Annotated in this window: 20 protein-coding genes and 1 riboswitch; of the genes, 19 read left to right on the top strand and 1 reads right to left on the bottom strand. The window is 45.2% G+C overall.

The window, feature by feature from the left end; genetic code table 11:
- Window positions 1–138: 138 nt before the first annotated feature.
- The 18 genes from BV910_RS11885 to BV910_RS11810 all read left to right on the top strand — a co-directional run bounded on the left by BV910_RS11885 (window position 139) and on the right by BV910_RS11810 (window position 21,524).
- A complete protein-coding gene (locus BV910_RS11885; RefSeq protein WP_078147483.1) occupies window positions 139–1,287 on the top strand; it encodes a hypothetical protein in 1,149 nt (382 codons plus the stop codon).
- Between the two features lie 134 nt (window positions 1,288–1,421).
- On the top strand, window positions 1,422–1,901 hold the full coding sequence (locus tag BV910_RS11880) for a hypothetical protein (protein ID WP_078147482.1): 480 nt from the start codon (window positions 1,422–1,424) through the stop codon (window positions 1,899–1,901).
- Between the two features lie 639 nt (window positions 1,902–2,540).
- A complete protein-coding gene (locus BV910_RS11875) occupies window positions 2,541–3,041 on the top strand; it encodes a hypothetical protein (RefSeq protein ID WP_078147481.1) in 501 nt (166 codons plus the stop codon).
- Between the two features lie 332 nt (window positions 3,042–3,373).
- Window positions 3,374–3,523 (top strand): hypothetical protein, encoded by a 150-nt coding sequence (locus BV910_RS14820; protein ID WP_168169863.1) that lies wholly within the window; start codon window positions 3,374–3,376, stop codon window positions 3,521–3,523.
- Between the two features lie 145 nt (window positions 3,524–3,668).
- Window positions 3,669–5,789 carry a hypothetical protein gene (locus BV910_RS11870; RefSeq protein ID WP_078147480.1) on the top strand — a complete coding sequence of 707 codons (2,121 nt, stop codon included), beginning with the start codon at window positions 3,669–3,671 and terminating at the stop codon, window positions 5,787–5,789.
- Window positions 5,770–7,674, top strand: coding sequence for a hypothetical protein (locus tag BV910_RS11865; protein ID WP_078147479.1), 1,905 nt, complete (start codon window positions 5,770–5,772; stop codon window positions 7,672–7,674). The genes BV910_RS11870 and BV910_RS11865 overlap by 20 nt, the downstream gene beginning before the upstream one ends.
- Window positions 7,631–8,584, top strand: a complete 954-nt coding sequence (locus tag BV910_RS11860) for a hypothetical protein (protein WP_078147478.1) — start codon at window positions 7,631–7,633, stop codon at window positions 8,582–8,584. The genes BV910_RS11865 and BV910_RS11860 overlap by 44 nt, the downstream gene beginning before the upstream one ends.
- Before the next feature lie 246 nt (window positions 8,585–8,830).
- Window positions 8,831–9,721, top strand: coding sequence for a hypothetical protein (locus BV910_RS11855; protein ID WP_078147477.1), 891 nt, complete (start codon window positions 8,831–8,833; stop codon window positions 9,719–9,721).
- Window positions 9,722–9,758: 37 nt separating this feature from the next.
- Window positions 9,759–10,742 (top strand): SH3 domain-containing protein, encoded by a 984-nt coding sequence (locus BV910_RS11850; protein ID WP_143404784.1) that lies wholly within the window; start codon window positions 9,759–9,761, stop codon window positions 10,740–10,742.
- Window positions 10,743–11,107: 365 nt separating this feature from the next.
- Window positions 11,108–11,752, top strand: coding sequence for a hypothetical protein (locus BV910_RS11845; protein WP_078147475.1), 645 nt, complete (start codon window positions 11,108–11,110; stop codon window positions 11,750–11,752).
- Window positions 11,753–11,780: 28 nt separating this feature from the next.
- Window positions 11,781–12,200 (top strand): hypothetical protein, encoded by a 420-nt coding sequence (locus BV910_RS11840; protein ID WP_078147474.1) that lies wholly within the window; start codon window positions 11,781–11,783, stop codon window positions 12,198–12,200.
- Between the two features lie 15 nt (window positions 12,201–12,215).
- The gene (locus BV910_RS11835) at window positions 12,216–12,404 is read left to right on the top strand and encodes a hypothetical protein (protein ID WP_078147473.1); all 189 of its coding nucleotides are present in this window, start codon (window positions 12,216–12,218) and stop codon (window positions 12,402–12,404) included.
- Between the two features lie 306 nt (window positions 12,405–12,710).
- The gene (locus tag BV910_RS14815) at window positions 12,711–12,863 is read left to right on the top strand and encodes a hypothetical protein (protein WP_168169862.1); all 153 of its coding nucleotides are present in this window, start codon (window positions 12,711–12,713) and stop codon (window positions 12,861–12,863) included.
- Between the two features lie 156 nt (window positions 12,864–13,019).
- Window positions 13,020–13,096: riboswitch (cyclic di-GMP riboswitch) on the top strand.
- Window positions 13,097–13,109: 13 nt separating this feature from the next.
- Window positions 13,110–13,877, top strand: coding sequence for a transglutaminase-like domain-containing protein (locus BV910_RS11830; RefSeq protein WP_078147472.1), 768 nt, complete (start codon window positions 13,110–13,112; stop codon window positions 13,875–13,877).
- A 116-nt stretch (window positions 13,878–13,993) separates the two neighbouring features.
- Window positions 13,994–19,300, top strand: coding sequence for a SpaA isopeptide-forming pilin-related protein (locus BV910_RS11825; protein ID WP_078147471.1), 5,307 nt, complete (start codon window positions 13,994–13,996; stop codon window positions 19,298–19,300).
- Between the two features lie 282 nt (window positions 19,301–19,582).
- Window positions 19,583–20,662, top strand: coding sequence for a hypothetical protein (locus BV910_RS11820; RefSeq protein ID WP_143404783.1), 1,080 nt, complete (start codon window positions 19,583–19,585; stop codon window positions 20,660–20,662).
- 28 nt (window positions 20,663–20,690) lie between these two features.
- Window positions 20,691–21,077, top strand: coding sequence for a hypothetical protein (locus tag BV910_RS11815; RefSeq protein WP_078147469.1), 387 nt, complete (start codon window positions 20,691–20,693; stop codon window positions 21,075–21,077).
- A 9-nt stretch (window positions 21,078–21,086) separates the two neighbouring features.
- Window positions 21,087–21,524, top strand: a complete 438-nt coding sequence (locus BV910_RS11810) for a hypothetical protein (protein WP_078147468.1) — start codon at window positions 21,087–21,089, stop codon at window positions 21,522–21,524.
- Window positions 21,525–21,664: 140 nt separating this feature from the next.
- On the opposite strand, the gene BV910_RS11805 is transcribed toward BV910_RS11810, so the two are convergent.
- The gene (locus BV910_RS11805; protein ID WP_078147467.1) at window positions 21,665–23,749 is read right to left on the bottom strand and encodes a heparinase II/III domain-containing protein; all 2,085 of its coding nucleotides are present in this window, start codon (window positions 23,747–23,749) and stop codon (window positions 21,665–21,667) included.
- A gap of 223 nt (window positions 23,750–23,972) precedes the next feature.
- Here BV910_RS11805 and BV910_RS11800 point away from each other — a divergent pair, with 223 nt between their 5' ends.
- Window positions 23,973–25,307, top strand: coding sequence for an SH3 domain-containing protein (locus BV910_RS11800; protein WP_078147466.1), 1,335 nt, complete (start codon window positions 23,973–23,975; stop codon window positions 25,305–25,307).
- Window positions 25,308–25,322: the final 15 nt, after the last annotated feature.

Below are 25,322 nucleotides of genomic sequence, written 5' to 3'. Positions count from 1 at the left end.
CTGGTTATGATATGATTTTTTTGGAAGAAGAAGGAGGGGTATCTTAGTGAAGTAATGGGTCTCGGTTTATAAGGCGTTCTTTGATAACTAAATCGGTCTGCTTATTCCACTCTATTTGAAAATCTAGGAGGCGTTAAGATGGCACCAAAGTTAAATGAACCAATCCCAGAAGAGATGTTCTTTCAAGTCGCAGCAGCAATTTATGTGTTGTATCGTGAGGGAGTTACGACTTATTTCGAACTGTCTCATGTTCTCGGTGAACCGTTAAATCGGATACAAGAAGTGCTCGTGACATCAGGAAACTTAGAAGACCCGCTTTTTACAGTGTTCAATCAGATGAAAGAGTACGGGGTACAGTTATCTTTTAAAGAAAAACTCGAGCTTGATATGTGTGATTCTAGAGCCATTGATAGTGTCATGGAAGGATTTTTTGAAACGCTTCAAGTCACATTGGATGGAGATAGTGAGCTTGAAATGCAGAGTGTGTTATATGACTGGGAACGTGACCATCAGATTATATCAGATGAGATGCTCGACCTGATTATGGTAAAAGAGTGGGGACGTTTAATTTGGGAAGATGATGTCACTGAGACAGATTTATCGCAGGAACAATTGGGTAATAGTGAAGAATCCACTTTTGAATGGCCTGATGAAAGTGAACTTGAAAGTTGGGACACACTAAAAAGTAGCATGAATACAAATATATTTAACTTTGATAGTCAGAATGAAGAGAGCGTAAGTGACGTTCATAACGAATGTACGCCAGAAGAACTTTTGATGAACCATTCTTTTTCTTTTGAAGAGATCGAAGTGCTCAATGAAACAGTAAGTGCCTTTATTAATCGTGAGAAGGCGTGTAGAGTTTACTATCAACTTCGCTATCTTGTTTACAATCGTCTAACAAAATGTGAGATGTCAATTAGAGAAATATATCAAGAATTGGAGATGGAATTGCAGTACGCTTCCTATCTTGTGGAAGATCGGATTGACAAAGTGAGATCTATGCTCTTCGAGATAATACATTATGAAAAGCGTGAAGGTAGAATTGCACAGTTAGAGAGTGGTGAACTTTGTCTCACAAATCTAGGGTACGACTATATTGAACAATTGTCTCTTATCGCTCTAGATGCTGTCGGAATCTTGGACGACATGGATGAGATTTTGATAAACCTTATTGCATGGAATAAAGGTTTCAGAGTATTGGAACCTTATTCTGATAATCTCCTTCTTTCATATGATACTTTCAATGATTTAGCGGACTGGTATATGGAGCATTATGATTTGTAGAATTGTTCCGAAACTAAAGTAAGGTATATTCGAAACACTTATCTATATTTCAAAAAACATCCTCCTTAACGATTAACACTTGTATATAATTGAATTTGTTGGCAATTAATTCATCTGAAAAGGGGACAGAATCTATGAAGAATGAACTGTTTATGACAGCACAAATTCACTATCTTATTTTGCGCGAGGCGAAAGCTATTGATGAAGTAGACGCAAATCCAGTGACGAATGAAAAGTTGACAAACCGTCTGACCAAGAATCTTCAGGTTTGGAAAACTTTAAAAGATCGTCAAACAAATGATACACGCGCTTTGATTGATGGGAGCTTGTCGAAATTGACTATGGACCACCTTCTCAAACGTTTAGCAGAAGGTGAATATGTAATCACAGAAGCTGGCAAAGAGCGTCTCGATTTTTTGATTGAAGAGATTATTTCTGAAGCTGGTTTTGAGTTTCCTAACATCTCAGAGGGATTATCGGATGTACAGTTGCATGAGGTGATTTACAATCAACATCAGTATGAATATGATCTTCCAAAAAACAACTTTTTAACGAGTGCAGATATTGCCCCACTAGCGGAGCGACACTATCGCAGCCAAGTAACTTCACTATAATAAACAAGCGGCAGACTAGATGATTTACATCTAGTCTGCTTTTTTAAATTTCAGATATATATTCTTATATTTGTAAATTAAAATTTATAGAGGCGTTACGATATATGAATAGAAGCGATGATAACACAGTGGCGAAAATTTTACCGGGATCTGAAGAATGGTTGAGCGTTGTTAGACGTTGTTCCCCTGCCAAGGAAGTTGAAATCAACCTATGGGGTTCTTTCGTCTCAAATCTCTCGGACCAAGACTATGTTTATGACAAGTGCAGAAATGGATATGGAAAAGTTCATTTTACAGCCACCTGTGTTCGGAATGAACTTCTTACTTTACAAGAAGCCTGGGATCGATACAGTGAACGAAACGGGGCAGGAAGTTTAGAGGTGTTCAAAAAAATGGTAATTTGTATATTGAAAGGCATAAATCATTCGAATACTGCATCGCATCTTCGGAAATGCACGATTTTCACGACTTTAAAGAAAGTATCCAGTCATGAGAGAACGCCGATGTTTATTCGCCTCAAAGGGAGAGGTCAGATTCGAGCAAGTGGTCGATGTGCTTAAATCGTATATAATAAAGTAAAAAGTAAATGAGAGCAGGCTTGAGTGTCTCTCATCTTATTTAGCGAGGGAGAGGTTGATTGTGAATAATAATATAGAAACATATAGTATCCAACAGGCTGCGGCTATACTGATTAAAGAAAAAAAGCGCATGATGACTTCTCAAGAAATTGTAGAGGAAGCATTAAATAAAAAATTATTGCGTCCTAGTAAAGCTATCAATCCGTCAAATTCATTCATGCAAACATTAGAACGTAATATAAGAAATAATGTTGGAAATAATCCGCCGCTAAAATTTGTCACAGTTGATGGAAAGCGATATATCGATATAGTTCAAGAGAACGATAAGTTTGAACGGGAACCAATTGCAACAACGCCGAAAAAACATAAAAAAGTAAATGATTTTTCAAACGGTTTAGAATCTATTTTGGATGAGGATGTGTTACAGAATATTAAAATTTATATGGTGGCGAATCAACTTCATGATCAACATCAAGCGATCAATGATTTACTAAAATTTGCAATCAAAGCCCATCAAAAAGATACGATTGAAAAAATTGAGAAGTTAACGAAATTTCTTTGAATTGAGCGTTTTGAATATTTCTTACAAAAGGTTTGACATAAGGTCAGCCTTTTTTTTGGGGGGGAAAACCGTGTATATTGTCGAATTCAAATAAGTTACGTAAGCGTAGTGTGTGCAATTGTTCTTTGGTTAAGAAATTAGAAGAATGAACTGTTAATAGAACATTATTGTTTCTACTATATAAAATCACAATTTAATGACTGTTTGAGCATTCTAATAGAACGAAGATTAAAAAACCTCAATTCATTTCCATAAAAAAGAAAAAATATTATCTTCAATTGTTAGATTTTGTATTAAAATGAAACAAGTAATGAAGGATGAGGAGTGAGAACATGGCGCGCAAAACGAGAAGTGACTGCACGGTCGGCACATTTGAGAAAAAACACGGTCTGCCTCCGGGAACAATTCGAAACTCAGATGGAAGAGATACACGAAGCGATAAAAAAATCGGAACGATTCGCAAAGAGTCTGAACGAAAATAATTGCATGATCGGATAAAGACGAACGGATCTGATGCGCGGTCTCTCACTTGTTTAGAGGACGCGCTTTTTGAAGTTATACATATGAAATCGAATTCGTGTTGTGCATGAACAACACATTTTATGATTCGACAAAGGAGACGAAAAAATGGGCCACTTGATTGATTTTAAACAAGAGTTCACAATGCAGACGATGCTACATGAACTTCACGAATTGATTGCAAAAGCGAATCGACTCAACCTCGACACGACGACGATTGAAGGGCTATACAAAGATTTAAACGTGTTAAACCTATTCTCTAACCGTCATATCGTCAGTGTAGCCGGCTTACAAAGTGCCGGCAAAACACTCGTTGTCAAACGAATGCTCGATTTACCGGACGACCTCTTGTTGTCAGAAGTCGGAGTTGGAGAAAAACGTCCAGTGCTTCTCTCATCTGACGCGAACGCAACGACAATCACTTATCGATTGACCCGCGCGATCAAGACAGCGACGGGAAGTTTTGAATTGCAAGATGAATCAATCACAAAAGAACAACTCAATACCGGCATACAAAATCCAAGTGGCGACATGCTTTGGTTCGAAATCATTTTACCGAACAACCACGTGCTCGGGCATTTGACGCTCGCTTTATTACCGGGATTCGAACGGAGCACTCGTTCGGATTCGCAAAAGTTTCTTGATATTTTCTTGAAATGCTCGACGGGGATGATTCTTGTCTTGAACCATGCTCGACTCGCCCAAATGGATCAAGAGATGTTGTTGCAACAAGTTGCTTCGACGTATAAAGACAAAGCACCTGGGTTCGTCCTCACACATGCGAGCGAGTTGACAGAAGAGAAAAGAACGATGATTTCTCAAAACTTGTTCCAAAAGTTCAGTATGGCAGACGAGTCACAAATCATTTTAGCCGATACGGACATCGAAAATGTCCCACAAGAAATGGAACGATTGCTCAAGTCCAACAGTCAATTCACTCAAGATTCATTCCAACTCCATCACAAGAAACTCATGATGATTGGTGAGGCGCTAACACGTGAACTCGTGAAACTGGAGCATGTACTGATCGCACAATCGGACCGAAAGAATGATCAGCGCAAGTTGCGGACGATGCAACGTTTATTTGATAAGGCTCGTGATACATACATTAAAGAGTTAGACGAAATGTTAAAAGGACGTTTAGGGACACATGTTCAACGTTGCAGGAATGAAGTCACGGAGAGTATTAAGCAAGAAAAGCATACGTTATGGGATAAAGCGCGAGCTTCTTTCAAAAAAGATATGACGTTTAATGAAAGATACGAGTTGCTTGAATCTATTCAACGGGTCTATACGACTGAAAATCCACGTGTATTGGACATCTTGATGATGGAGTCGATTGAAACGATGACACGGAAACATCTTAGTCTCTATAAGCCGCATATGTCTCAGTTAAAACAGATTGAGCAGACGGCGTCGAAACCGGCTCTCAGTTTCATGGAACCGAAAACAAATGAGCTCGTTCCGAAACAGCCTGAACTCGAAATCGCAGCAACGACCACGGACACGATGCAGGAAGCGTTTAGTGTAACGTTGACAGAGGTCGATCGCTATTTAGATCCGACTGTTCTTGATGTTTCACTCGGTGACCACCACACCCAACAACTCCCGGTGATTGCTGGAACGATTGTACAACACCTGATCTTGACGAAAGGAAGAGAAGGAGATGTGAATCTCGTCATCGATGGGATTGAGGAATATGAGACACTCAAAGCTAAAATCGGTGACATGGAAGGGTTTCATCAAGAGTACTCAGGACTCGTCCTTGATGCCAATCGCATGGTGACGGGGACAGCCGTCTTCTTTGGTGTCGATGCGCTCGACGGGAATTTCAACAGTTTTGGAGCCGTTGTAGGAGCTCTTGAAGCTCTAGGGGTAACGGCAAGTATGGCGACAGGTATTGCGGCAGTTGGGGTTAGTGGAGTGGTCGCTGCACTCGCCGTTAAACGAGGTTCGGAAAAGCTTGAGAAATTTAAGTTCGAGCGTAACGATTATGCGAATCAAGTACTTCAAGCGACAGCTGATTATCAGCGGGAGTCCACACTCGCCCTCGTCAATAGTGTCATGGATGAAATGCGAGCCAAATTGACGCACGCCTACCATGCCCGTCGGCAGGATGACGTGAATTCTGGTCTGTACGAAGAAGTTGAGGTACGCGTGAATCGATTGAAGAACGAGTGTGGCAAGCTCCGGGAAGAGGCGTTCCGCAATGCGGGAGCTATTTATTGAATTCGAACAGAATCGGTACGAATGGGCGTTTGACGCCAAGCACGATTTTATGAGCCGATTTCAACTATATGATGCTGAAGATGTGACACCGGATCAAGAGAAGGTCGTCCTATCGGTGTACGGCCCGACACAGGTCGGGAAAACGACACTCATCTTGAATTTACTCGGTGTGAAAGAAGAGGCGATTGACGAAATCTCGTCATTTTTGCGAGGGAAACGGGAGATCGGTCAATCTGCGACAGTGACTGTCACGAGTTATAGTGTGTCTGCGACAGAAGACTACGTGCTCACCTTGCCGAATCAACAACCCGAAGTGATTCAGTCGACAGACATATTGGAAGAACGATTATCCGCACTTCGGGTCGATGTCGAGGCGGGGCGAATCGATTCGCTCGCTCCTGTGCGCATCGCCTTGCCGAAGTCTTACTTTGAACAAGCAGACGTTGCCATCGAACTGCTTGATCTTCCGGGGATTGAGTCAGCCGAGGAACGCGAACTTCGTCATGTCGAACGTTGCGTCAATCATTGGATTCCTCGATCGCATATCTGTCTCATCGTCAATGGGGCAGGTGACCTGACGTTCCTTCGAGATATCGGCATGACGCATTTGCAACATTGGTATGACTATCCGGATAACTTTTATGTCGTCCTGACTCGTTCCTACTCACCAGAATCGGTCAAACGACGATTAAGGGACAAATCCATTTCAAATGAATCAGACCTCCGCGCCTACTATCATCGTGAAATTGGTGACATCCTGGGTCGACCGCCTGGTACAGTATATCCTGTCGAAATTGGTGCCAGTATGCATCGCCTTGAACCGGACGCGCGTGAGATAGCCCAGTCGATTTTGAATGAGTTACGAGCCCGGATTGAACAGACTGATTATCGGCACGTTTCTTTTAGTTTTTTGACGGGATACTATGCAGAAGTGGTGCGTCAGAGTGATGAAGAGATTCGCCACATCACAGAAGATTTAGATGTGGCAGAACGTGAACTCGCTGGATTGAATAAGCGGATGGAAAAGCTAAAGGAAAAGATTGAAGACCAAGTTGGTGATTTTGGAAACCAAGCGATAGAGTTAGTTTCCAAAATAGATCACTTTAAAATGGTACACGAAGTGATTCATTATCGTGAACCAAAAGAAGTGTTGATTGATGTTGCATTGATACAAGCACAGCACGCTAAATCGAGAACGGCGTTGAACACTGCTTTTTCACAAGCGATTTCGATGCTGGAAAAGTCATTGGATGAAGACGTGAAGACGATAAATGAGTTGTTGAATACAATTTATTTTGAACTCGATTATGTCGATTCTACTCGATTACAAGTGACACATCCGGGAGAGATTCAATTTTTTGCATGGGATGACTCGAAAGTAGATCGTTATTTGTCCCAAAAGAATTATGAGGCACAGATGAATTGGATGAAAAAATACCTCCTTGAGGAGGCATTGCGACTAAGTAAGTTAGTTTACGACGATGCGAAACACATCTATAAGCAATTACAGGATATATCCGAAACGTTTTCGAGTGATCGAGTGCGCTTGGATATTCGTTACACGCATGAGATGGATATGCTCAAGGCCGAATTGAATGAAGCTGAGCAAAGCGTGATTCAACTGCAAGAACGATTGACGAGTACGAAAGAACGTTGGCAAGAAGATTTGGTCCACGCACAACAATACCGAAGTTTCTTCATTGAGCACTTCGCGAAACGTCAGCAAGAGTTATTACGACAAGCAACGTCTGACGATATTCAAGAACGTTACAGCGCTGGACTTTATTTATACACGCTCGGACGAGATGCCGAGGAGATTATACAAGCATTGGGGTGTCCGAATGGAAATGAAACAAGCCATGGCAGCGGAAGACACGCTTTATGAACAAGCATTGTCGTCCCTGCGACAATTAAATCAAGAGGTCTTCTTAAACGACCTCGATACGCAGTTGAAACAAACCATCCTAATGATTCAACAAGAAGTGGATGACTTAAAAGCAAAACTTGAAGAGGACCAACTCTATCTATCTTCGAGCATTCAAAATTTGAAGCAGGTCGTTCATTCAGATAGCACGAGATCGGTTGAACGTGTCGAGGAGCTAGACGAACAGGTGCGGTCGTATTTCCGCGATTTCTATGGTCATTTCACGACAGAAATCGAGCAGATGAAACATGCGTTGGCATCATCGGTTTCCTCGACTGAACAGCTGGTTGCGAATCATATGAGCAATGCCGAGAGTCAGATGCAAGATTTACAAGTACAGCAAAAAACGACGATGGAATACGTCGATACACGATTTGAAAAGTTAGAACAGGTATACAACAACTGGCTACGTGCACTAAATGAAATGAAAGACGATTTTGCCAAACAGTCGACTGCTTTCCATGCTGCGAACGAGGCACAACGACTTCATTTTCAAACTGGACAAGGAGAACTGTCGCGGCAAGTCGATGAACTGAATGCGACCATTCAAAAATTAGAACAGCAACAAGATGCGTTACGTGAAGCGACGAAACAAGAGCTCCTCCAAGCCGTTGCCGACAGTAATGCGTCACGCCTTGCGTGGGAACAAACGAGTGCGGAAGAGATGAAAACGCGGGCTGAGAGTGATGTCGTGATGCGGCAACAATTACTTGATGACGTGAAGGCCTCGACTGAAGCTACGTTAATTCAGTTGAAAGAAGACAACGAGGCACTCGCTAAGCAGAATGAAATGCGATTCAAACAGAGTCGATGGATTTTAATTGGACTGGGCGTGTTAGGTGCAGCTCAAATTGCATTACAGCTCATATAAATTTGAGTCTGATGAATGTTTATGTAAGGAACCATGGCACATATATATTATAAAAAAGTAAATCTATCCGTCATAAAGGCTATGATTAATTGCAATCCTAAGCAAATAATCATAGCCTTTATTATATTTTGTTCCAAATTTAAAAAACAAATTACCAAATCGTTAGGAAGTGAACAGTTTTTTACAAAGGAATCTTGATAAAATAAATCGATTTCAATTTTAAAGTGAGCGAATGGAGAGCTGAACATGAAAAAATTGTTATTTGCCATTATTCTTTTCACAATCATGGCGGGATCACCTGTCGAAGCAGCAAGTCATACGGAGACATTGCTTCAACAACTTCAAAAATCAACACAGGATGGGTATCGCTATCATTCTCACGAGATTGCTCAAATGAATCAATCGAAAATGAAAGAAGTTGTCGTTTTGTTTAATCGAGATACAAAAACCAATATGGCGGATGATTATTTAATCAAAGCGTACGAATGGAAAAACGGAAAATGGAACGTCATTTATAAGCGAGAATATTTAGAAGTGATGAAGATGAAATTCCTCACGTCCGGAAAACTTGGCGGATATGACAAAGTCGTGCTAGGAAAGTATCACGGAATTGATACAGAAAATGTCATGGCGCCGATCACGATCGGATCACCCGATGGTAAAAAAATTCGACTATTAGCTTCATCACCGGGCGATTATTTTGGAAATGCCATCATCAAGAATGACACGTTGTACGTCATGCGCCGGTCCATCGTCATGCATCAGTTGAAAATGAAAAATGGAAAGTTGGTTCGTGTAGGGGATGGCACGGGGAAAGATGATCGTTATGTAGCCGGAAATCCAAAGTATTGGGTAGGCGTTAAAGGGCAACAGCTTTTAGGTCCTACGAAGATTACGATGAAAGTCGGAGAGAAAATTGGCGTTGGCCGATATGATGCTAGTGTTAAAGGTGATTACTTGTATACGCCTTATGCCTTTCTCAAGAAAAACGCTGTGATTGAGTGGGACGAGCGCCGTTTAGGGTTCATCGCCAAACAAAAAGGGACAGCAACCATTGAGTTGGATGCTGAAGTTCGTTTCGAGAAACCGGATGTGTTTCATGCAGGGAATATAAAAATTCAGGTAACCGTTAAGTGATTTGGTGATGCAAAGGTCGAACATTGAGGGAATTAAAGTGCATAAGAGAACAACACGATTATTATGTGGCGTACTCACATTCGTTCTTGCGATTGGATTACTCGTTTCCTATCCGAACATGCAAGTGAGTGCTCAAAATGGCAGTACATCCTATGTGACGATTCAAAAGACGCATGTATATCAATCAAAGCATACCAAATCCAAATCGTTAAAACGTATGGGGCTTCATGAAGTCGTATCTGTCATATCTGTTCAATCATCTTGGGCCAATGTGAAAGTCGGAAAAGTAAAAGGGTATGTACCAGTCAAACATTTGAAGAAAACATCTACATTTGAATCAGTGTGGACTGCAAAAACAGTCAAGTTGAAGTCGGGACGGAATCAGTCATCCAAGACAATCTCGACATTGTCAAAAAATAAAAAATTGATTGTTCTTCAGAAAATGGGTTCTTGGACAAAGGTGATGGATGGTTCGAAGAAGGGATATGTCCCTGCGACTTCTTTAAAATCTTCTCTAGTGGAGTACAGTCAAAGCTTTCAATCGTACGAACAAATCGTCAAAAATTTGAATCGATTCAAGCATCCGGAATATCCGGATCAGCCGATGTTTGTTCAAGACAGACACTACGAGCAAACGGTGTTTGAATATCAATCATCAAAATCGAAGAATCCTTCCATTGGAATGACTGTTCATGAAGAGCGCAAGGGAATCTACTTCACCATGTACTATAAAGGTTCAGAAATCTATGCTTTCAACGATCCGATGATTGAACAAAACTATCGTGATGCCCTTAAAAATATTTCGAATTCAATCTACAAAAAAGGGTCGCCTGAAGCAGGACAGTTTTACGCCTTTTGTATAGAACAACTAGAAATGGTGTTAGATCATGCTAGCAAACACCGATACGACGAATTAGGTAATGCGCTATTGGCGAGAGGTACTAAACGAATTGGAAAAGAGGATTTCTTTTATTCGAATCTCGATCTTTCAGTTGATCTCTCGCTCGATACACGACAATGAATCAAAAAGGTCCATACATGTTGAGATGAATGATGTGTCCAAATGTATGGACTTCTTTTTTGTATACATCAGGTGGGGACCTAGATGATTGATTTAATACATACATTTCCAAAATTTAAAATCTAGTTCCCTTAAAAATATAAAAATGATTTTAAAGCTTTTTTAGAATATAGTATGTTTTTTATAGGCCTATTCATTATTTTGTTAGGAGAACCGGTTTCATCGAAAGAAAATTCATTTGGGTGAAACGGTCACGCAATCAACACTAGATTGACTGTTAGATCAAGATGAATCTCAGACACTTTGAGACTGTGCCGAACATTCAAATGAGGCGAATGAACAATTTAATGAAAAGAGGAGACGAAATGATTCGTGTGGAGTCGAAAAGACGTAACTTTCAAATGATGGCCGGTGTCATGATTTTAACTTCACTACTCGTCGGATGTGGCGAAGAAAAAGTGGAAGAAAACGATCCGAAGCAACAGTTTGAAAAAGTGATGGCAGATTTAGAGAAGAAACAACAAGAGAATGAGGAAAAAACGAAGAACCAACCTATCGAACTGACGAAGGATGCCTTCACCACGTACATCGGAGAAATCGATGGCTCAGATTTTATGAAAACCATAGACTTAAAAGATGGTGTGGCAAATATCGAATATTACGCTTCATTTGATGAGTATTTGGAGGAGCACCCGAATACATCATTCAACCCGACCGATTATGCAGTGGCGATTTCTCGTCGAAATGAAATCTTAGTGGGTGAAACGGTCGGGGTCCTTCGCTACTTCCCAGAAATGAAATCGATTCGGATTTACTTACCTTCTTATAATGAAAATTATACGGTTGACGTCAACCGGCAACAACTCGATGAGCTCTTGGGGTTAGATGTCACAGAGCCTCGTGGCGATTCTCAGTGGCGAGAAGAGTTTACGTCGCCATATGTCTACGATGCGCAAGGACGGGAGCGTTTCTTCGAGACGTTCGTCACAGTCGACAGAACTTCTACATAAGCGAGAATAAACGAAAGGAGAGAATCTCATGCGAAAGATGTTTGGTGTTGGTGTACTTGCAGTTGTACTGTTATTAATCGTCACAGGGAATATGATGTTAATCATTCCATTAATATTCTTAACTATCTTGATTAGCGTCCCGCTTCAAATCTCCTTCGCTTTACGAATCAAGAAATGGGAGAAGCGCCTAAAACATCGAAACATTACGGAAGAAGAGTTTTACGATTTATATACTGATATGAAGAGGATATGGTGGGTCCCGAACCATCCGAAGTACTGGGGACGTCTGAAGACGATTTACTTTAGTTCCCTCCATTCGAGAGAACTAACGTTGGCTCAAAAACGTGAGCTGTATAAGGTGCTCGACGGGCTGTCGCTTCAAGGGATTCCGTATCCACAAGACCGAAAAAATCAACATCGACCGGACGTGAAATGGGATGCGTTTTAATGAGGCGCGACCCTAATGGAATGGTTTATGTCGATGGATGTCCTCCTGGTGCTCCTTGCTGTCGGGTCGATTGTCATCGGTGCCGTCACGAGCCTATTCATTCCAATTCTGCTGATTTGGCTGATTTTTCGTTACCTGCGTAACGGGTGGGTCGTGAAAAAATGGTCGGAGCGACAGCAGACTCGGTCAAAAGATAGAGTTTGAATGACTCAGGGGTCATAATTTAGGCAGCATGCAATCCATTACATAATCGATCATCGGACGGACTCGAGCGAGTTCGTCTTCTGTATGTAGGCGAATTGTCACTTCCTGTCGAACGAAAGACCTAAAGCAGACACAATTAATTCCCCTTTTTTAGTAAAAAGAAACGGAATGTTTGTTACAATAAGGTTACACTAATGGTAGATAAAGGTATGGATTGAATTGTAACCCATCAAATGACTTACGATTTCCACGCTATTTAAATGTAGATGATCATACTCCCTACCTCATACGAAGGAGCTGTGTCCATTGAACGATGTTCTCTTTTACGTCTTATTGTTGCTGGCGCTTCCGACCCTCGGTTTTGTCTTGAATTCGATTGTCGTCTTGTCACGATTTGTGAAGCAACAAATCCGTCGCCGTTTCCCGTTCACGAAGCAACTGTCATTCCGTTCGAAATAATATCATCTGTCTGTTCTTGACAGATTCCGCTAGATCCTCTCACGTCACGTACGACGAGGGGTTTTGCGCATTCATTTCGGCACATTCATTCCCATAAAATTTAAAAATCAGACATCGTCCACGCATCCCTTATGCTAAGGTTGAGGCGTAAGACTTCACTGATAATGGCAAAACTACGCGAAAGCTAGTGACGCAAAGCTACAGGGCCTGTAAAATGGCAGCCAGTTTCCAAAGGAGGTTCGTCTCGTGAAGAAATTCTTCGCAGGGATGTTGGTATTGTTGTTCGCACTGATTGTGGTGCGACCTGCCGCCGCAGATGCGGCGAGCGCGCGTGTCGATACACGGACGGGGAAAGTCGACGTGTACATTTCGAACCAGGACAAAGGGTCATTTAAGTTCGAGGTGCGACAAGGCAAGCAGGTCCGTACTTACGATGTCTATAAAGGGAAGAATTATTTCAACGTCAACTATGGGAACGGGGATTATACATTCACGCTTTACCAGTCATCGAACGGGGAACGCTATAAACGTGTCTACCGCCTTCAGAAAACGGTCCGCCTCGTCCATTCGACGGCGCCGTATCTCCACTCCACCCAAAATGTCTCCATCGATTCTGCGACGTCGCGTCTCGCCTCGTCGTTGTCACGTTCATCTTACTCCACTTCGACGCAAACGCTCGTGACGAGCCGTCATGTCAACCGACTCGTTGACTATGACGACAAGAAGATCATGAAGCTCTCATCGACTTATCTACCGAATAACGCCGACACGCTTCGGACGAAACGGGGGATCTGCTATGACTTCGCGTCCTTGAATGCCGCGCTCCTTCGTGCCCAAGGCATCCCGACCCGTCTCGTGATGGGGACGGCGAAAGGGGTCGACGGGTATCATGCGTGGAACGAGGTGTTCGTGAACGGAAAGTGGCGCGTCATCGATGTGACGCGTGACGTGACCGAGCGACGGACGACGACGTACCGCAGCGCCTCTGACTATCGTGCCACACTCTATGATTGAACGACGACCAAGGTCCCTTCCAGAGAAGGCGGCCTTTTTTTGGTATGTTCTTTGAGGCGAATCTCCTTGTTCCACGTTTGTGATGTCTGCAAACAAAGACACAGGAGGAAACGCACATGAAACGATGGTTATCCATGGTCTTGACCATGTTGCTCGTCGTGCAGCCGTTCGCCGTCTCGCGAATGGCGTATGCGGAAGGGGACCCGGTCATCACGGACCCGCAGCCACCGGACAATCCGGTCATGACGATCACCGACAACATCTTGGACGCGTACACGATTCGGACGACCACGACGGAAAACGTCGAGGTGAGCACGGTCACGACCGATTCGATCGTCGAGATCAACTACGACTGGTCGATCCCGAACGGGCACAGCTACACGGACGGGTCGACGTTCACGTTCCAAATGCCGAGTGAGTTGAAGGTGTACGAGGCGTTCACGAACGCACCGCTGAACTTCAACGGTCAGTCGATGGGGACGTACTCGCTCGCCCTGGATGGGACAGCGACGATGACGTTTAACGACAACGTCTACAAGTACTCGAACATCCAAGGGACGATTCAAGCCCTGACGCAAGTGAAAGAAACGACCGAGATCTCAGAAGAGCGGACGGTCACAATCATTCCGATCGAGAATAAGCACTCGCACACGTTATCGGTCGGATTGAAAAATCCAGGGAAAGACATCACGAAAGCCGGTGTCGCCGACCGACCGTACAACCCGAGCTCCATCAAGTGGACGGTCGAGTTGAACAAAGGGCTGAAACAGATTGCGAATGCTCGCTGGACGGACGTGATTCCTGCAGGTCTGGCGTATCGTGCCGACAGCATGGAAGTGACCCGGCTCGTCATGGCAATGAACGGGAATGTCATCCGTGAAGAACCGGTGACAGGTCTCACGGTCGATACGACGGATGGTCTAGCCATCGACTTCGGGGCGATCCAAAACGCGTATCGTCTCACGTTCATCACGGATATCGTCGATGAAGAGGTGGCGACGTTCAACAACGTCACGAACCTCGAAGGGACGTCTTTCAAGACAGCAACGGCCTCTGCGACGGTCGCTGCCGGACGTGGAACGGAGCTCGAGAAACGGACGCCGAAGTATGATGATGTCACCCAGACGATTGAATGGGTGTCGGACATCAACTTCCGGCAACGGAATTTGAGTTCGCTAACGGTGAAGGACTTGTTCACCGAGACGCATGAACTAGATGGGCTCACGTTATATGAAGTGACACTCGATGCCAACGGAAACATCGCGAATCGAGTTGAGGTTCCTGTGACACCAGTGAAAATCACAGACACGGGGCTCGAAGGATTCACGTTCGACCTTCCGAAGAACGGGACGGCGTATCAGCTCGAGTATACGACCCGTGCGAAAAATCGCGTCGTCTCCTCGGGCAGCGTGACGAACACGATCGAAGTGAATGGCTGGAAGAAGTCGGCGACCCGGTCAATCGGACAAGCCGTCTTGCGAAAGACGCACAAGACGCCCGACTATGCGGCGGAAACGATTGAATGGACGCTCGAGTTGAACCGAGACAAACGGGTGATGAACAATGTCAAAATCACGGACACGTTCCCGAACGAGGGCTTGACGTTCATCGAGGACTCGCTGTCAATCGACGGGTTGACGAAAGGGACGGACTACACGGTCACGCCTGATGCGAACGGCTTCACCATTCGCTTTAGCGTACAATTGACCGACACACATAAGATCACGTATAAAACGGCGTTCGATTACCGCGAGCGTCTGGACGCGAACAATACGAGCTTCGTCAACGCGGCGACCGTCGACTGGGTCGACGAATCATCGAACGGACGCACGGTGACGACGACGGATTCCGTCGAGCCGGCATCGAACACGCGCAACAACGGATTCAAAGGTGGCACGTATAACGCCGTCACGAAGGACATCACTTGGAAAATCGGGATCAACTACCACGAGTATGCGACGACGAACCTGACCGTCACCGACACGTGGGAAGGGACACAAGTACCGGACAAGGATTCCTTCACCGTCGCGAAGATGACACGAGCAAGTGGGGCGAACGCCTACTCGGTCGACGCGACACCGATTCCGTCGTCCGCGTATAACGTCGTGTGGAACGACACGGGCTTCGTCTTGACGTTCAACGAGCCGACGGATGACGCGTACGTCATCACGTACGACACGAACATCGACGATACGAAAATCGCACCATCGTATAAAAACACGGCCGTCGTCACAGACGGGGCGACCGAGCTTGGCAACTTGCCGGCGACGGTGACGGTCCGTCACGGTGGCGAATACAACGAGAAGCGAGGCATCCAGCAAGGGAAGCTCATCGCCTGGACGATCGACATCAACTTCGGACAATCGTCGTTGCAAAACGTCAAACTCCGTGACGTTCCGTCGAACAATCAGGACATCCTGCTTGATTCGTTGAGCGTCTACGAGACGACGGTCGCCGCGGACGGTACGGTCACGAAGGCAGGGAAACTGTCGACCGATGCGTACACAGTTCAAGCGATCCAAGAGATGGGGGAGTTCGAACTTACGTTCAACAATCCGATCAATCGCCCATACATCTTAGAATATGACTCGTATATCCTGGCTGCGGTCGGGACGGACATCACGAACGACGTCTATCTGACGGCGGACGAGGTCTCCGAGAACACGACGACGAAACAATCGAAGGTCCGAGTCGCCCGCACGTCCGGAATGGGGACGGCGAGTGGAGAACTCGGTGAATTGACGATTACAAAGACGGATGAGTTGAGCGAGAAGAACTTGAGTGGGGCCTCGTTCGACTTGATCGATACGGGTAGTGGTCGTACCGTCCGTCGTGGCACGACAGGAACCGATGGGACCTTGACGTTCGGTCGCCTCCTTTACGGGGACTATCGTCTAGTCGAAACGAAAGCACCGGACGGCTACTTGATTTCGACGGCGTCTCGGAACATCACCATTGCGAAAGTGAAGGAAGCGACGACCGTCAAAAACAACACGATTCGTCAAGACGTCGAATTGACGAAGACGTCGACTTCCGGCAAGGTGCTCGAAGGAGCAGAGTTCACGTTATATGACGCGTCGGACAACATCGTCCGCCAAGGGCTCGTGACGGACAAGGACGGCAAGATCACCGTGACCGACCTCGAGCCGGGCATGTATGCCTTCGTCGAGACGAAAGCGCCGACGGGTCATCTCCTCGATGCGAAGAAGCATGGCTTCTCCATCGTGAAAGACCAACTGACGACAACAACAGTCGGTGTACAGAACCAGCCGTTCAAGTCGATCGAATTGACGAAAGTCGACTGGAAGACGGGCTTGGCGCTCCCAGGTGCCATCTTTGACTTGAAAGACATGAACGGGAACACGCTCCGCACGGGACTCTCGGCCGATGCATTCGGTGTCCTATTGATCGAGGACCTCGACCTCGGCACGTACCAACTCGTCGAAACGAAAGCGCCGGACGGGTACGTGTTGCCCGAGAAGGTGTACACGTTCACGGTGACGCTCGAGAGTGACGCCGTTCAAAAAGACAACGTCAAAAATGAGACGATGAAGCGCGTGAAGTTGACGAAAGTCGACAAAGACACGATCGTCGCCCTTCAAGGCGCGGTCTTCACGTTATACAACAGCAAGAACGAAGTCGTCCGTGACAACGTGACGACGGGAGCGGATGGGACGGTCATCGTCGACCGATTGGACATCGGCACGTACACGTTCGTCGAGAAGACTGCACCGACCGGCTACATCTTAGACAAGACGCCACATGCGTTCGCGGTCGAGTACGGACAAGACGTCGATGAACAGATTACCATCACGAACGAACAACAAAAGTCGGTCCGTCTCATCAAGACGGACGTGATCACCGGTTCACGTCTCGCCGATGCGACGTTCTCGCTTTATCAAAAAGGTGGAACGCTCGTTCAGGCAGGATTGAAGACGGATGCGAACGGGGAGATCCGGGTCGACCGGTTGAACCCGGGTGATTATTACTTCCAAGAAACGAATGCACCGTCGGGTTACATGCTCGACATGACGGCACGTCCGTTCACGCTCGTACGCGGGACGAACGACGTGACAGAAGTCCGTGCCACGAATGACTCGTATAAAGCGGTACGGATGACGAAAGTCGACTCGGAAACAGGCAATCGTCTAGCGGGTGCGACGTTCAAGCTCGTCAACACGTTCGGAACGACGATCCGTGAGGGACTCGTGACGGATGCGGCGGGTGAGATTTATGTCAGCGGTCTCACACCAGGAAGCTATGCGTTCGTTGAAACGAAAGCGCCGGACGGGTACTTGCTTGATTCGAAAGAACACACGTTCAGCGTGGCGGAGCGTCAAGCGGCACCGACGACACTCACCGTCACGAACGAACAGAAAAAGTCAGTCCGACTCACGAAGACGGACGTCACGACTGGCGATGTGCTTCCAGGCGCGACGTTTGACTTGATTGATGTGTCGGGTGACATCGTCCGTGAAGGACTTGTCACAGATGCGTCTGGAGAGATCTTCGTTCGCGACCTCGAACCGGGCGACTACGCGTTCATCGAGACGAAGGCGCCGGTAGGATACATCCTAGATACGACAAAACACGAGTTCACGCTCACACGCGGGACGAATGAAGTCCTCGCGGTCGATGTGACGAACGACCCGTACAAAGCGGTCCGTCTCGTCAAGACAGACAGTGAGTCCGGTGATGTGCTTTCAGGTGCGACGTTCAAGCTGTTGAACGGTGTTGGCGAACTCGTGAAAGAAGGTCTCGTCACGAATGAAGACGGAGAGATTGTCGTCGAGGGGCTCGTCCCAGATGACTATCAGTTCGTCGAGACGAAGGCTCCGAAGGGGTACTTCTTAGATGAGACACCGCATCCGTTCACGTTTGAGCGGGGCGACGTCGAGAAGACGGTCGCGGTCGAAAACGACCGCATCAAGACACTCTTCGTCAAGAAGGTCGATGAGGAGACGGGCGAACCACTCGAAGGGGCCACGTTCACATTGACCGATTCAACGGGTGAGGTGATCACCTTCACGACGGATGCGTCGGGTGAAGCACGCGTGACCGATTTGAGACTCGGCACATATACGCTTGTGGAAACCGAGGCGCCGTTCGGCTATGAGTTGGACGAGACGCCACGGACAATTCGATTCGAGCGTGGTGGAGCGAACGAGCAACAGATCACCGTGGAGAACATGGCAATTTATTTCGAATTTGAAAAACCTCAGATTCCAGGAGGGAGCGGAGACAGCGGAAATGGTGACGCGGACTCCGACTCGACTGTTGGGTCAGAGGGAAGTAAGAAACCGACCTTGACGGAGCGCCTCCCATTCTTAGGTGGCGAATCATCGAACAGTTGGTGGATCGGCTTCGTACTTCTCGCCATCGGGATTGGATTCCTGTGGACGACAAGGCGGAAGGCGGCATAAGTTGATAAAACGATAAATGAATCAACCCTGAATAATCACACGAGATTGTGATGGTTCAGGGTTTTTGTGTCTCAATGAATTACAGAAATTATTTTCAACAGCTGTGGATATATCATGTGAATCTAGAATTCATATAAATTAATTTAGTTTCGTATAGATAAGAATTTAAGTGTCAAAACACCTTATCCGTTTTTTTATAGGGATTAAACAAAAGATAGATAAAGTAAAAAAATTCAATTAAAATTAATGTATAACCTTTTATTAGGAAAGAATGGTGAGATGATGGATTTGGATGAAATGAAACAGAGAAGAATGAGATTGATGAATTCTGCAAATAAGAATTTAGATGATATGCAAAACATTAGATTGGAAACTGAACGTGTCTCTGAAATTGCGAGAAATCCTCACCGGGTTTTAGAAGACTTAGAAGAAATGTTCGAAAAGCAAACCGGATTAGGTAAAGTTGATATGACATTCTTATTTTTTGCGACAGCTCTCCAGTGCGTACGTCAGTATTGGTTGAGTAGTGACAAATTAAGATTTAAGAGTGATCAAGCAGCTAGCAAAGCAATGAAACCATTCACACCAATTTCTTTGAGCGGACCTGTTTCGTATGATGCGTTTAAAAAAGATATGTTCGTGGGAAACACCGGAATCAGTGGTGCGAATCATCGATTTACAACACTTGGTCACGATCCGTTATTAGGATGGATTTTTGGGACGGCAAATATTTTGTCAGATACAATTACCAAAAATAATTTCATGTTGGAATCATACAATACGAATTTAATTGGGAATGAATATAAAATTTCTGGAATCACTCATATTATAAGCGTTTTTGAGCGCTCTTTTCATCGTATCCAAGCGGATATTTTAGACCTCGTCAAAGCTGTATTAAAACATGCGATTCATCTAGGTTCAGATGCATTTACAAAAATGGGATTACCTATACCTATCCTCAATTCAATCAGTCCAGATTTATCCGCGACACTAGTGAAAAATTCAATTGACATATATAGTGTCGGTCGAAGTATGGCGCTATCATCATTTATAAATGCATTGATTGCAGCGATTCATTCTCTTTTCTATGATGAAGCGATACATCATAATTTAAAGCTTTATGAAGTAAAAACTAGAAAAATTTTGATGTATTCTAATGTGATCGCCACTTCAAGTAATTTGATTTATGTCGGGTTGCAGACGTATTTAGGTGATAAGACTGCACTAAAGAAGTTGGATGTTGGTGGGTTGATAATTACAATTCATAGAATCATCTCTGATGAGGCCTTTATTCGTCAAATCAAAGAAGAGTTTGTATTAAATGGATTTAAAAATAAGGTTATGGGTGAAAGTCATCTATAATTTTGAATACTTTAAGGGAGGATTAAACATGTTTAAGAAAAGAAAGAATTACTTTAATTATGTAGCAGGTCCTCTAGTGATGCCGAGTTTAATCGGTTTAAAAGGTGATGATGATTTAAAGAATTATTTTAAATCGTCACCTATATTCAAAAATGTCTATAGTTTAGGTGTTTCAGAAGGGAAAAAAGAAGGACTCATAGAGGCAGCGAACGTATTTGAAGAAAAGTTTAAAAGTCAGATAGAATCCTTTCTAGATAAGGAAGAGAATCTAGCAACGGATATTCAAGAACTTGAAAGACTTTTATTAGATGCTGAGGATTATATAAAGTTATTGTTAGCAGGAATTGAAAAAGAAAAAAATAATCAGATGAGATTTGAGAAATCAATTCGACTGAATTTTAAATCAGATGAGTGAGGATTATATATGGCATTTAACAAAAGAATTGTGAAGCTATTGATTCCAGGTGGGACAACACTTATACCTGTTGTTAAAAATGTTTCTAAACACGGTGTAAAAAAAGGGATTACTGAAGCGAAAAAGGAAATCGAATCAGACGCAAAAGAAGCGCTTAAAACGTCCATTTTTTCTAAAAAGATCTACGAATTAGGCCTTTATGATGGGCAAAAGCAGGGTTACATTGATTCATCTACAATTTATGAAGAAAAATTAAGAAGGCAGTCCATTGAATTTTTGACGAAAGAAATAGATCATAAGGCAGATTTAACTGAGCTAAATACATTACTAGAGGGGCTGGAAACATATATCGAATTTTTGCAACAGAAAGTCGATATAACTGAACAGGAGAACAAAAATTTGAAAGAAGCCGTCATTTTAGAAAACCGGCTTAAACAAGTTATGTAATATTGTTTTAATTACAAATGAGTAATAGATTGTTCGAACCATAATTATGAGAAGTTAAAAAATGACCTCAATGTCGTTGAGGTCATTTTTTACATATACAATTTATAAAAATATCATACGAGGTTGTTAAAAAGAATTGTTTAGATTGGTACACTGATCTGTCTCGTCTCTTTATTCGAGAGCGTGTACGTCACGATGTAGTTCGAACCGGATACTTTCACACTCGCCGACCGGATCGTCGTCTTCGACTGGTCGAGTCGGATGAGCGTGAGATAGCGCACGTCTTTCCCGGTGTTATACGAGATGACTTGCGGACGCGGCTTCCATTCGTAATCCTCGACGGCGACGAAACTCGTGCTGTTGCGCATCGATGAATTTTTCAGGTTGAGCTGCATGAGTTGGATCGTCCGACCGTTCGAGTCGCCATAGACGACGTTTTGGGTCGCCATCGAACTCTGGAGCAGTTTCAGACCTTCCGCAAGATGGAATCGTTGCACGAACTTCTCCTGTGTCGGGGAGCTGATCCGGTCATAGACGACGAGCGTCTGCGCCTTGTCATAGACGAGCGTCCGGCGATGGGTCGCCCCTTTACCGATGAGCTTGCTTTCGCCCATCGCAAGAAGGGACGGACCGAGGTTTTTGACGGTGACAATCTTGCTCTTCTCGCGCATCGACGCGCTCAAGTCGAGATTCGCCCCGTCACGATGGACCGTATTGTGGGCGTCGACCCCGAAGACGCGCTGACGTTCTGGACGGTTCGTGTAGCCGTAGCGGCCCGTCTCGATGATGAAGTCCCGACCGAGCCCGTATAAGTCGATGCTCAAATCGTCGGCGTGCTTGTGGGCACTACTGTGATAGCCCGCCGTCATCATCACTTGCGTCGCCTGATTGAAGGCACGCGGTGGGGCGGACCAATATTCCCGCATGAAGCTATACTGCGTGCTGATCTTCTTCACCGTGAGCGGTGGGCGTGATCCTTCCTTCCCTCCGGAGACCGCATAGGCGAGCTGTGGGAAGTCGTCGATATGCGGGATGATTGACGTCGTGCGCCGAGCTCCGGACGTATCCCCGAAAATCGGGAGCGTCCCGTTCGGCTTCACCATATACGTCAGCTGTTTCGGCATGTACTCGACACGGTTCATGCTGGACGGGAGCGTGAAGCGGTTCTCGTCCGCCCAGATGACGAAGCGGTCGAGCACGTGATACATGTACGCCTGATAGCCCGGTGAATGCTCGAGGTGGACGGCATCCGACGTGATGCTGTGGCGGATCTGTTTATCGAGCCGACTGTCGGCGATGGTTTTCCAATTCGCGCTTTGGTCGAACTGTGGGAACGTCTGCGCGATCGCCGTGAGTGCCATGTCTTGGAACACCCCGTGGTTATGTTCGTACTTATAGAAACTCGATGTCGCGAGCAACGTGCCATGCTCATGGAGTGTCCGCAACATGAGACCCGTGAATGCCGTGTCTTTGTAAAGGGACGACGACTTATACACGTCCCAGAAGTTCAATAAGTGGAACGTCCGGACCGATGTACCGTGGTCATTGTATGGCCAGCGGTACTGTTTGTAGTTGGCGACGGGGTGGGCTTTCGTCCAACTTTTCACGACGCGCATCCCGTATTTCAAATACGCGGTGTCGCCTGTCGCATTGTAGGCTTGCGTCAATTGGTTCAATACCGTCAAATAGTGAATCTGGAACGGATACGAGTTGCTTGAAGAGCTTGGGATGCTCCGATGCCAATCGAACGTGTCGATGTTTGGGACCGACAGACGATACGGTGTGGACGGGACATACCAATCCCCCTTAAGGGCCCGGTTCGCGTAGTCGATTGCCTTCGCTTCGCTGAGACGCTCGTATTCATAAGGGACATGCGGTGCCATTTGTCGCATGTATTCGTGCGCCAGTCGTGCCGTCCCGCTCGATGTCAAGTTCGAACGGGTGATGGGATCGGCGAGTAAAAGCTTCGCCTGACTCTTCTTTATGTAGACTTTCTTCCCACCGCTCAGGGCGATGTAATACCAACCGGACGTACTGATCGCCGCATAGCGCTTCGTCGTCGAATAGGTCGCCACTTTCGTCAACTTCCCGCTTTTCATCTCATAGACGATGGCGTTCGGGACAGAGCGGATGTGGAAAGGGTTCGTCGCAGCTTGAGCGGAGTCGGTCGGGGTGACAGATCCCCACGCACCGATCAAGACGAGGACGAGTAAGATTCGTTTCATAGATACACCTCAAAAAATGGATTTACTTCTTTTTCAAAGTATACCATGGGGTGAGGTTGTTTCCTTAATTTTCTATATAAATTTAGAGTCGAGTTGATGTTTTGGTCGAAAATCGAAAAAACGTTTGACTCGATTCAGAAAAAGGTGAGAGGCGTCCTGGCTGCTTTCTCATAAAATAGAAAGGAGTGGTGAAACGGAGATTGATAGAGGAGACGTGACGAGCGTGAGAAAACAAATGAGAACGATCATGATTGGGATGCTTGCGATTGGCGTCGGTGTAGCGGGAGTATTGTCTAGTCCTGCGTCAGAGACGGCCCAAGTGGAGGCGGCAGGGTACAGTTATTCGGCAGACCAGATACAGGCGTTGGCAACATTGAATGAGTATCGTAAAGAGGCGGGAATGAACCCTGTCACACTAGACCCATTCCTTACGAAAGCAGCTACGAACCACTATGCGTACTTAAACACGAATGGTCATGAACTTTTACACAAGGAAGTAAAAGGGCATAAAGGGTTCACTGGTATAACGTCTAAAGACCGAGTGAAGGCAGTAGGGGGTAGTATAGGTCAATTGGTTGAAGAGAACATTGTTTTTGGTACAAGACTTTACTCTGATAGCATGTATGAGTTAGCACACAATGCCCCATTACATCGAGAAACCATACTTAACCCCGACATTCAGTCGGTTGGTTTTGCTGTTGAGGAAGGGAACAAACGGGGTATGAAGGTCGTTTTAGTTCGTATTAATGAGTATACACAGCGTGACTCTGACCATGTATATCCTGTACCGAACATGAAAAACGTCAATCCTTTGTTTGCGGGTAACGAGATTCCGAACCCTTTAAAGGATTATGGTATCGACCAGTCGGGACATATCTTAACGTATTGGTTGCCGAGTGAAATTACGGTAAGTGAAGATGATTTAACGTTTGTATTGAAAGATTCAAAAGGTAATACAGTACCTGCTTACCTAGATTTCTTCTACTCGGGGGTAGCTAAACTTATCCCTAAGAAAATGTTAAATTACAACGAAACATACACAGCAACTGTCAAGTGGAAAGCCCGTCATACTGGAGAGACTGGCGGTCGCACATGGTCATTCACGACAATGGCGAACACGTCTACTCCTGTAAAACCTACGACTCCACCTGTGACGTCTGTCAAGGAGAGTAAGGATTACACGTTGATTAAGGGTCAGCCGTTATACGCTTCAAACAGTACGAAGTCGAAGCAGTTGGTACAGATTCCGACAAACGGAAAGGTTCGTTCAATCGAGAAACGTTCTTCATGGATGAAAGTAACCTACAATGGCAAGACGGGTTGGGTTGCGGTGAAGAATTTAAAGGCGTATGTAGCGCCTAAGACGGAGTCTAAGTATGCCAACAAGAACATGAAGGCGTATACGACTCGTTCTACGAAGGGAAAGGTAGCTTTTACAGTCCCTAAGGGTAAGAAAGTGACACGTATTGCGGTCAACGGGTCGTGGTCACAGGTCAAATACGGCTCTAAGACGGGGTGGGTAGCATCACGTGATTTGAGCTCGTCTGCACCTAAATAAAATATGTGGTTACAA

It is taken from the genome of Exiguobacterium sp. HVEsp1, from assembly GCF_002009685.1.
Taxonomy (GTDB): Bacteria; Bacillota; Bacilli; order Exiguobacteriales; family Exiguobacteriaceae; genus Exiguobacterium; species Exiguobacterium profundum.
This window is presented reverse-complemented; position numbering and strand designations above follow the sequence as displayed.

Bases quoted from the DNA above. Each gene is read 5' to 3' on its own strand.
- BV910_RS11805 (WP_078147467.1), bottom strand. From the start codon at position 23,749: ATGAAACGAATCTTACTCGTCCTCGTCTTGATCGGTGCGTGGGGATCT.
- BV910_RS11870 (WP_078147480.1), top strand. From the start codon at position 3,669: ATGGGCCACTTGATTGATTTTAAACAAGAGTTCACAATGCAGACGATG.
- BV910_RS11845 (WP_078147475.1), top strand. From the start codon at position 11,108: ATGATTCGTGTGGAGTCGAAAAGACGTAACTTTCAAATGATGGCCGGT.
- BV910_RS11835 (WP_078147473.1), top strand. From the start codon at position 12,216: ATGGAATGGTTTATGTCGATGGATGTCCTCCTGGTGCTCCTTGCTGTC.
- BV910_RS11815 (WP_078147469.1), top strand. From the start codon at position 20,691: ATGTTTAAGAAAAGAAAGAATTACTTTAATTATGTAGCAGGTCCTCTA.
- BV910_RS11810 (WP_078147468.1), top strand. From the start codon at position 21,087: ATGGCATTTAACAAAAGAATTGTGAAGCTATTGATTCCAGGTGGGACA.
- BV910_RS11855 (WP_078147477.1), top strand. From the start codon at position 8,831: ATGAAAAAATTGTTATTTGCCATTATTCTTTTCACAATCATGGCGGGA.
- BV910_RS11860 (WP_078147478.1), top strand. From the start codon at position 7,631: ATGGAAATGAAACAAGCCATGGCAGCGGAAGACACGCTTTATGAACAA.
- BV910_RS11820 (WP_143404783.1), top strand. From the start codon at position 19,583: ATGGATTTGGATGAAATGAAACAGAGAAGAATGAGATTGATGAATTCT.
- BV910_RS11825 (WP_078147471.1), top strand. From the start codon at position 13,994: ATGAAACGATGGTTATCCATGGTCTTGACCATGTTGCTCGTCGTGCAG.
- BV910_RS11885 (WP_078147483.1), top strand. From the start codon at position 139: ATGGCACCAAAGTTAAATGAACCAATCCCAGAAGAGATGTTCTTTCAA.
- BV910_RS14820 (WP_168169863.1), top strand. From the start codon at position 3,374: ATGGCGCGCAAAACGAGAAGTGACTGCACGGTCGGCACATTTGAGAAA.
- BV910_RS11865 (WP_078147479.1), top strand. From the start codon at position 5,770: ATGCGGGAGCTATTTATTGAATTCGAACAGAATCGGTACGAATGGGCG.
- BV910_RS11840 (WP_078147474.1), top strand. From the start codon at position 11,781: ATGCGAAAGATGTTTGGTGTTGGTGTACTTGCAGTTGTACTGTTATTA.
- BV910_RS11880 (WP_078147482.1), top strand. From the start codon at position 1,422: ATGAAGAATGAACTGTTTATGACAGCACAAATTCACTATCTTATTTTG.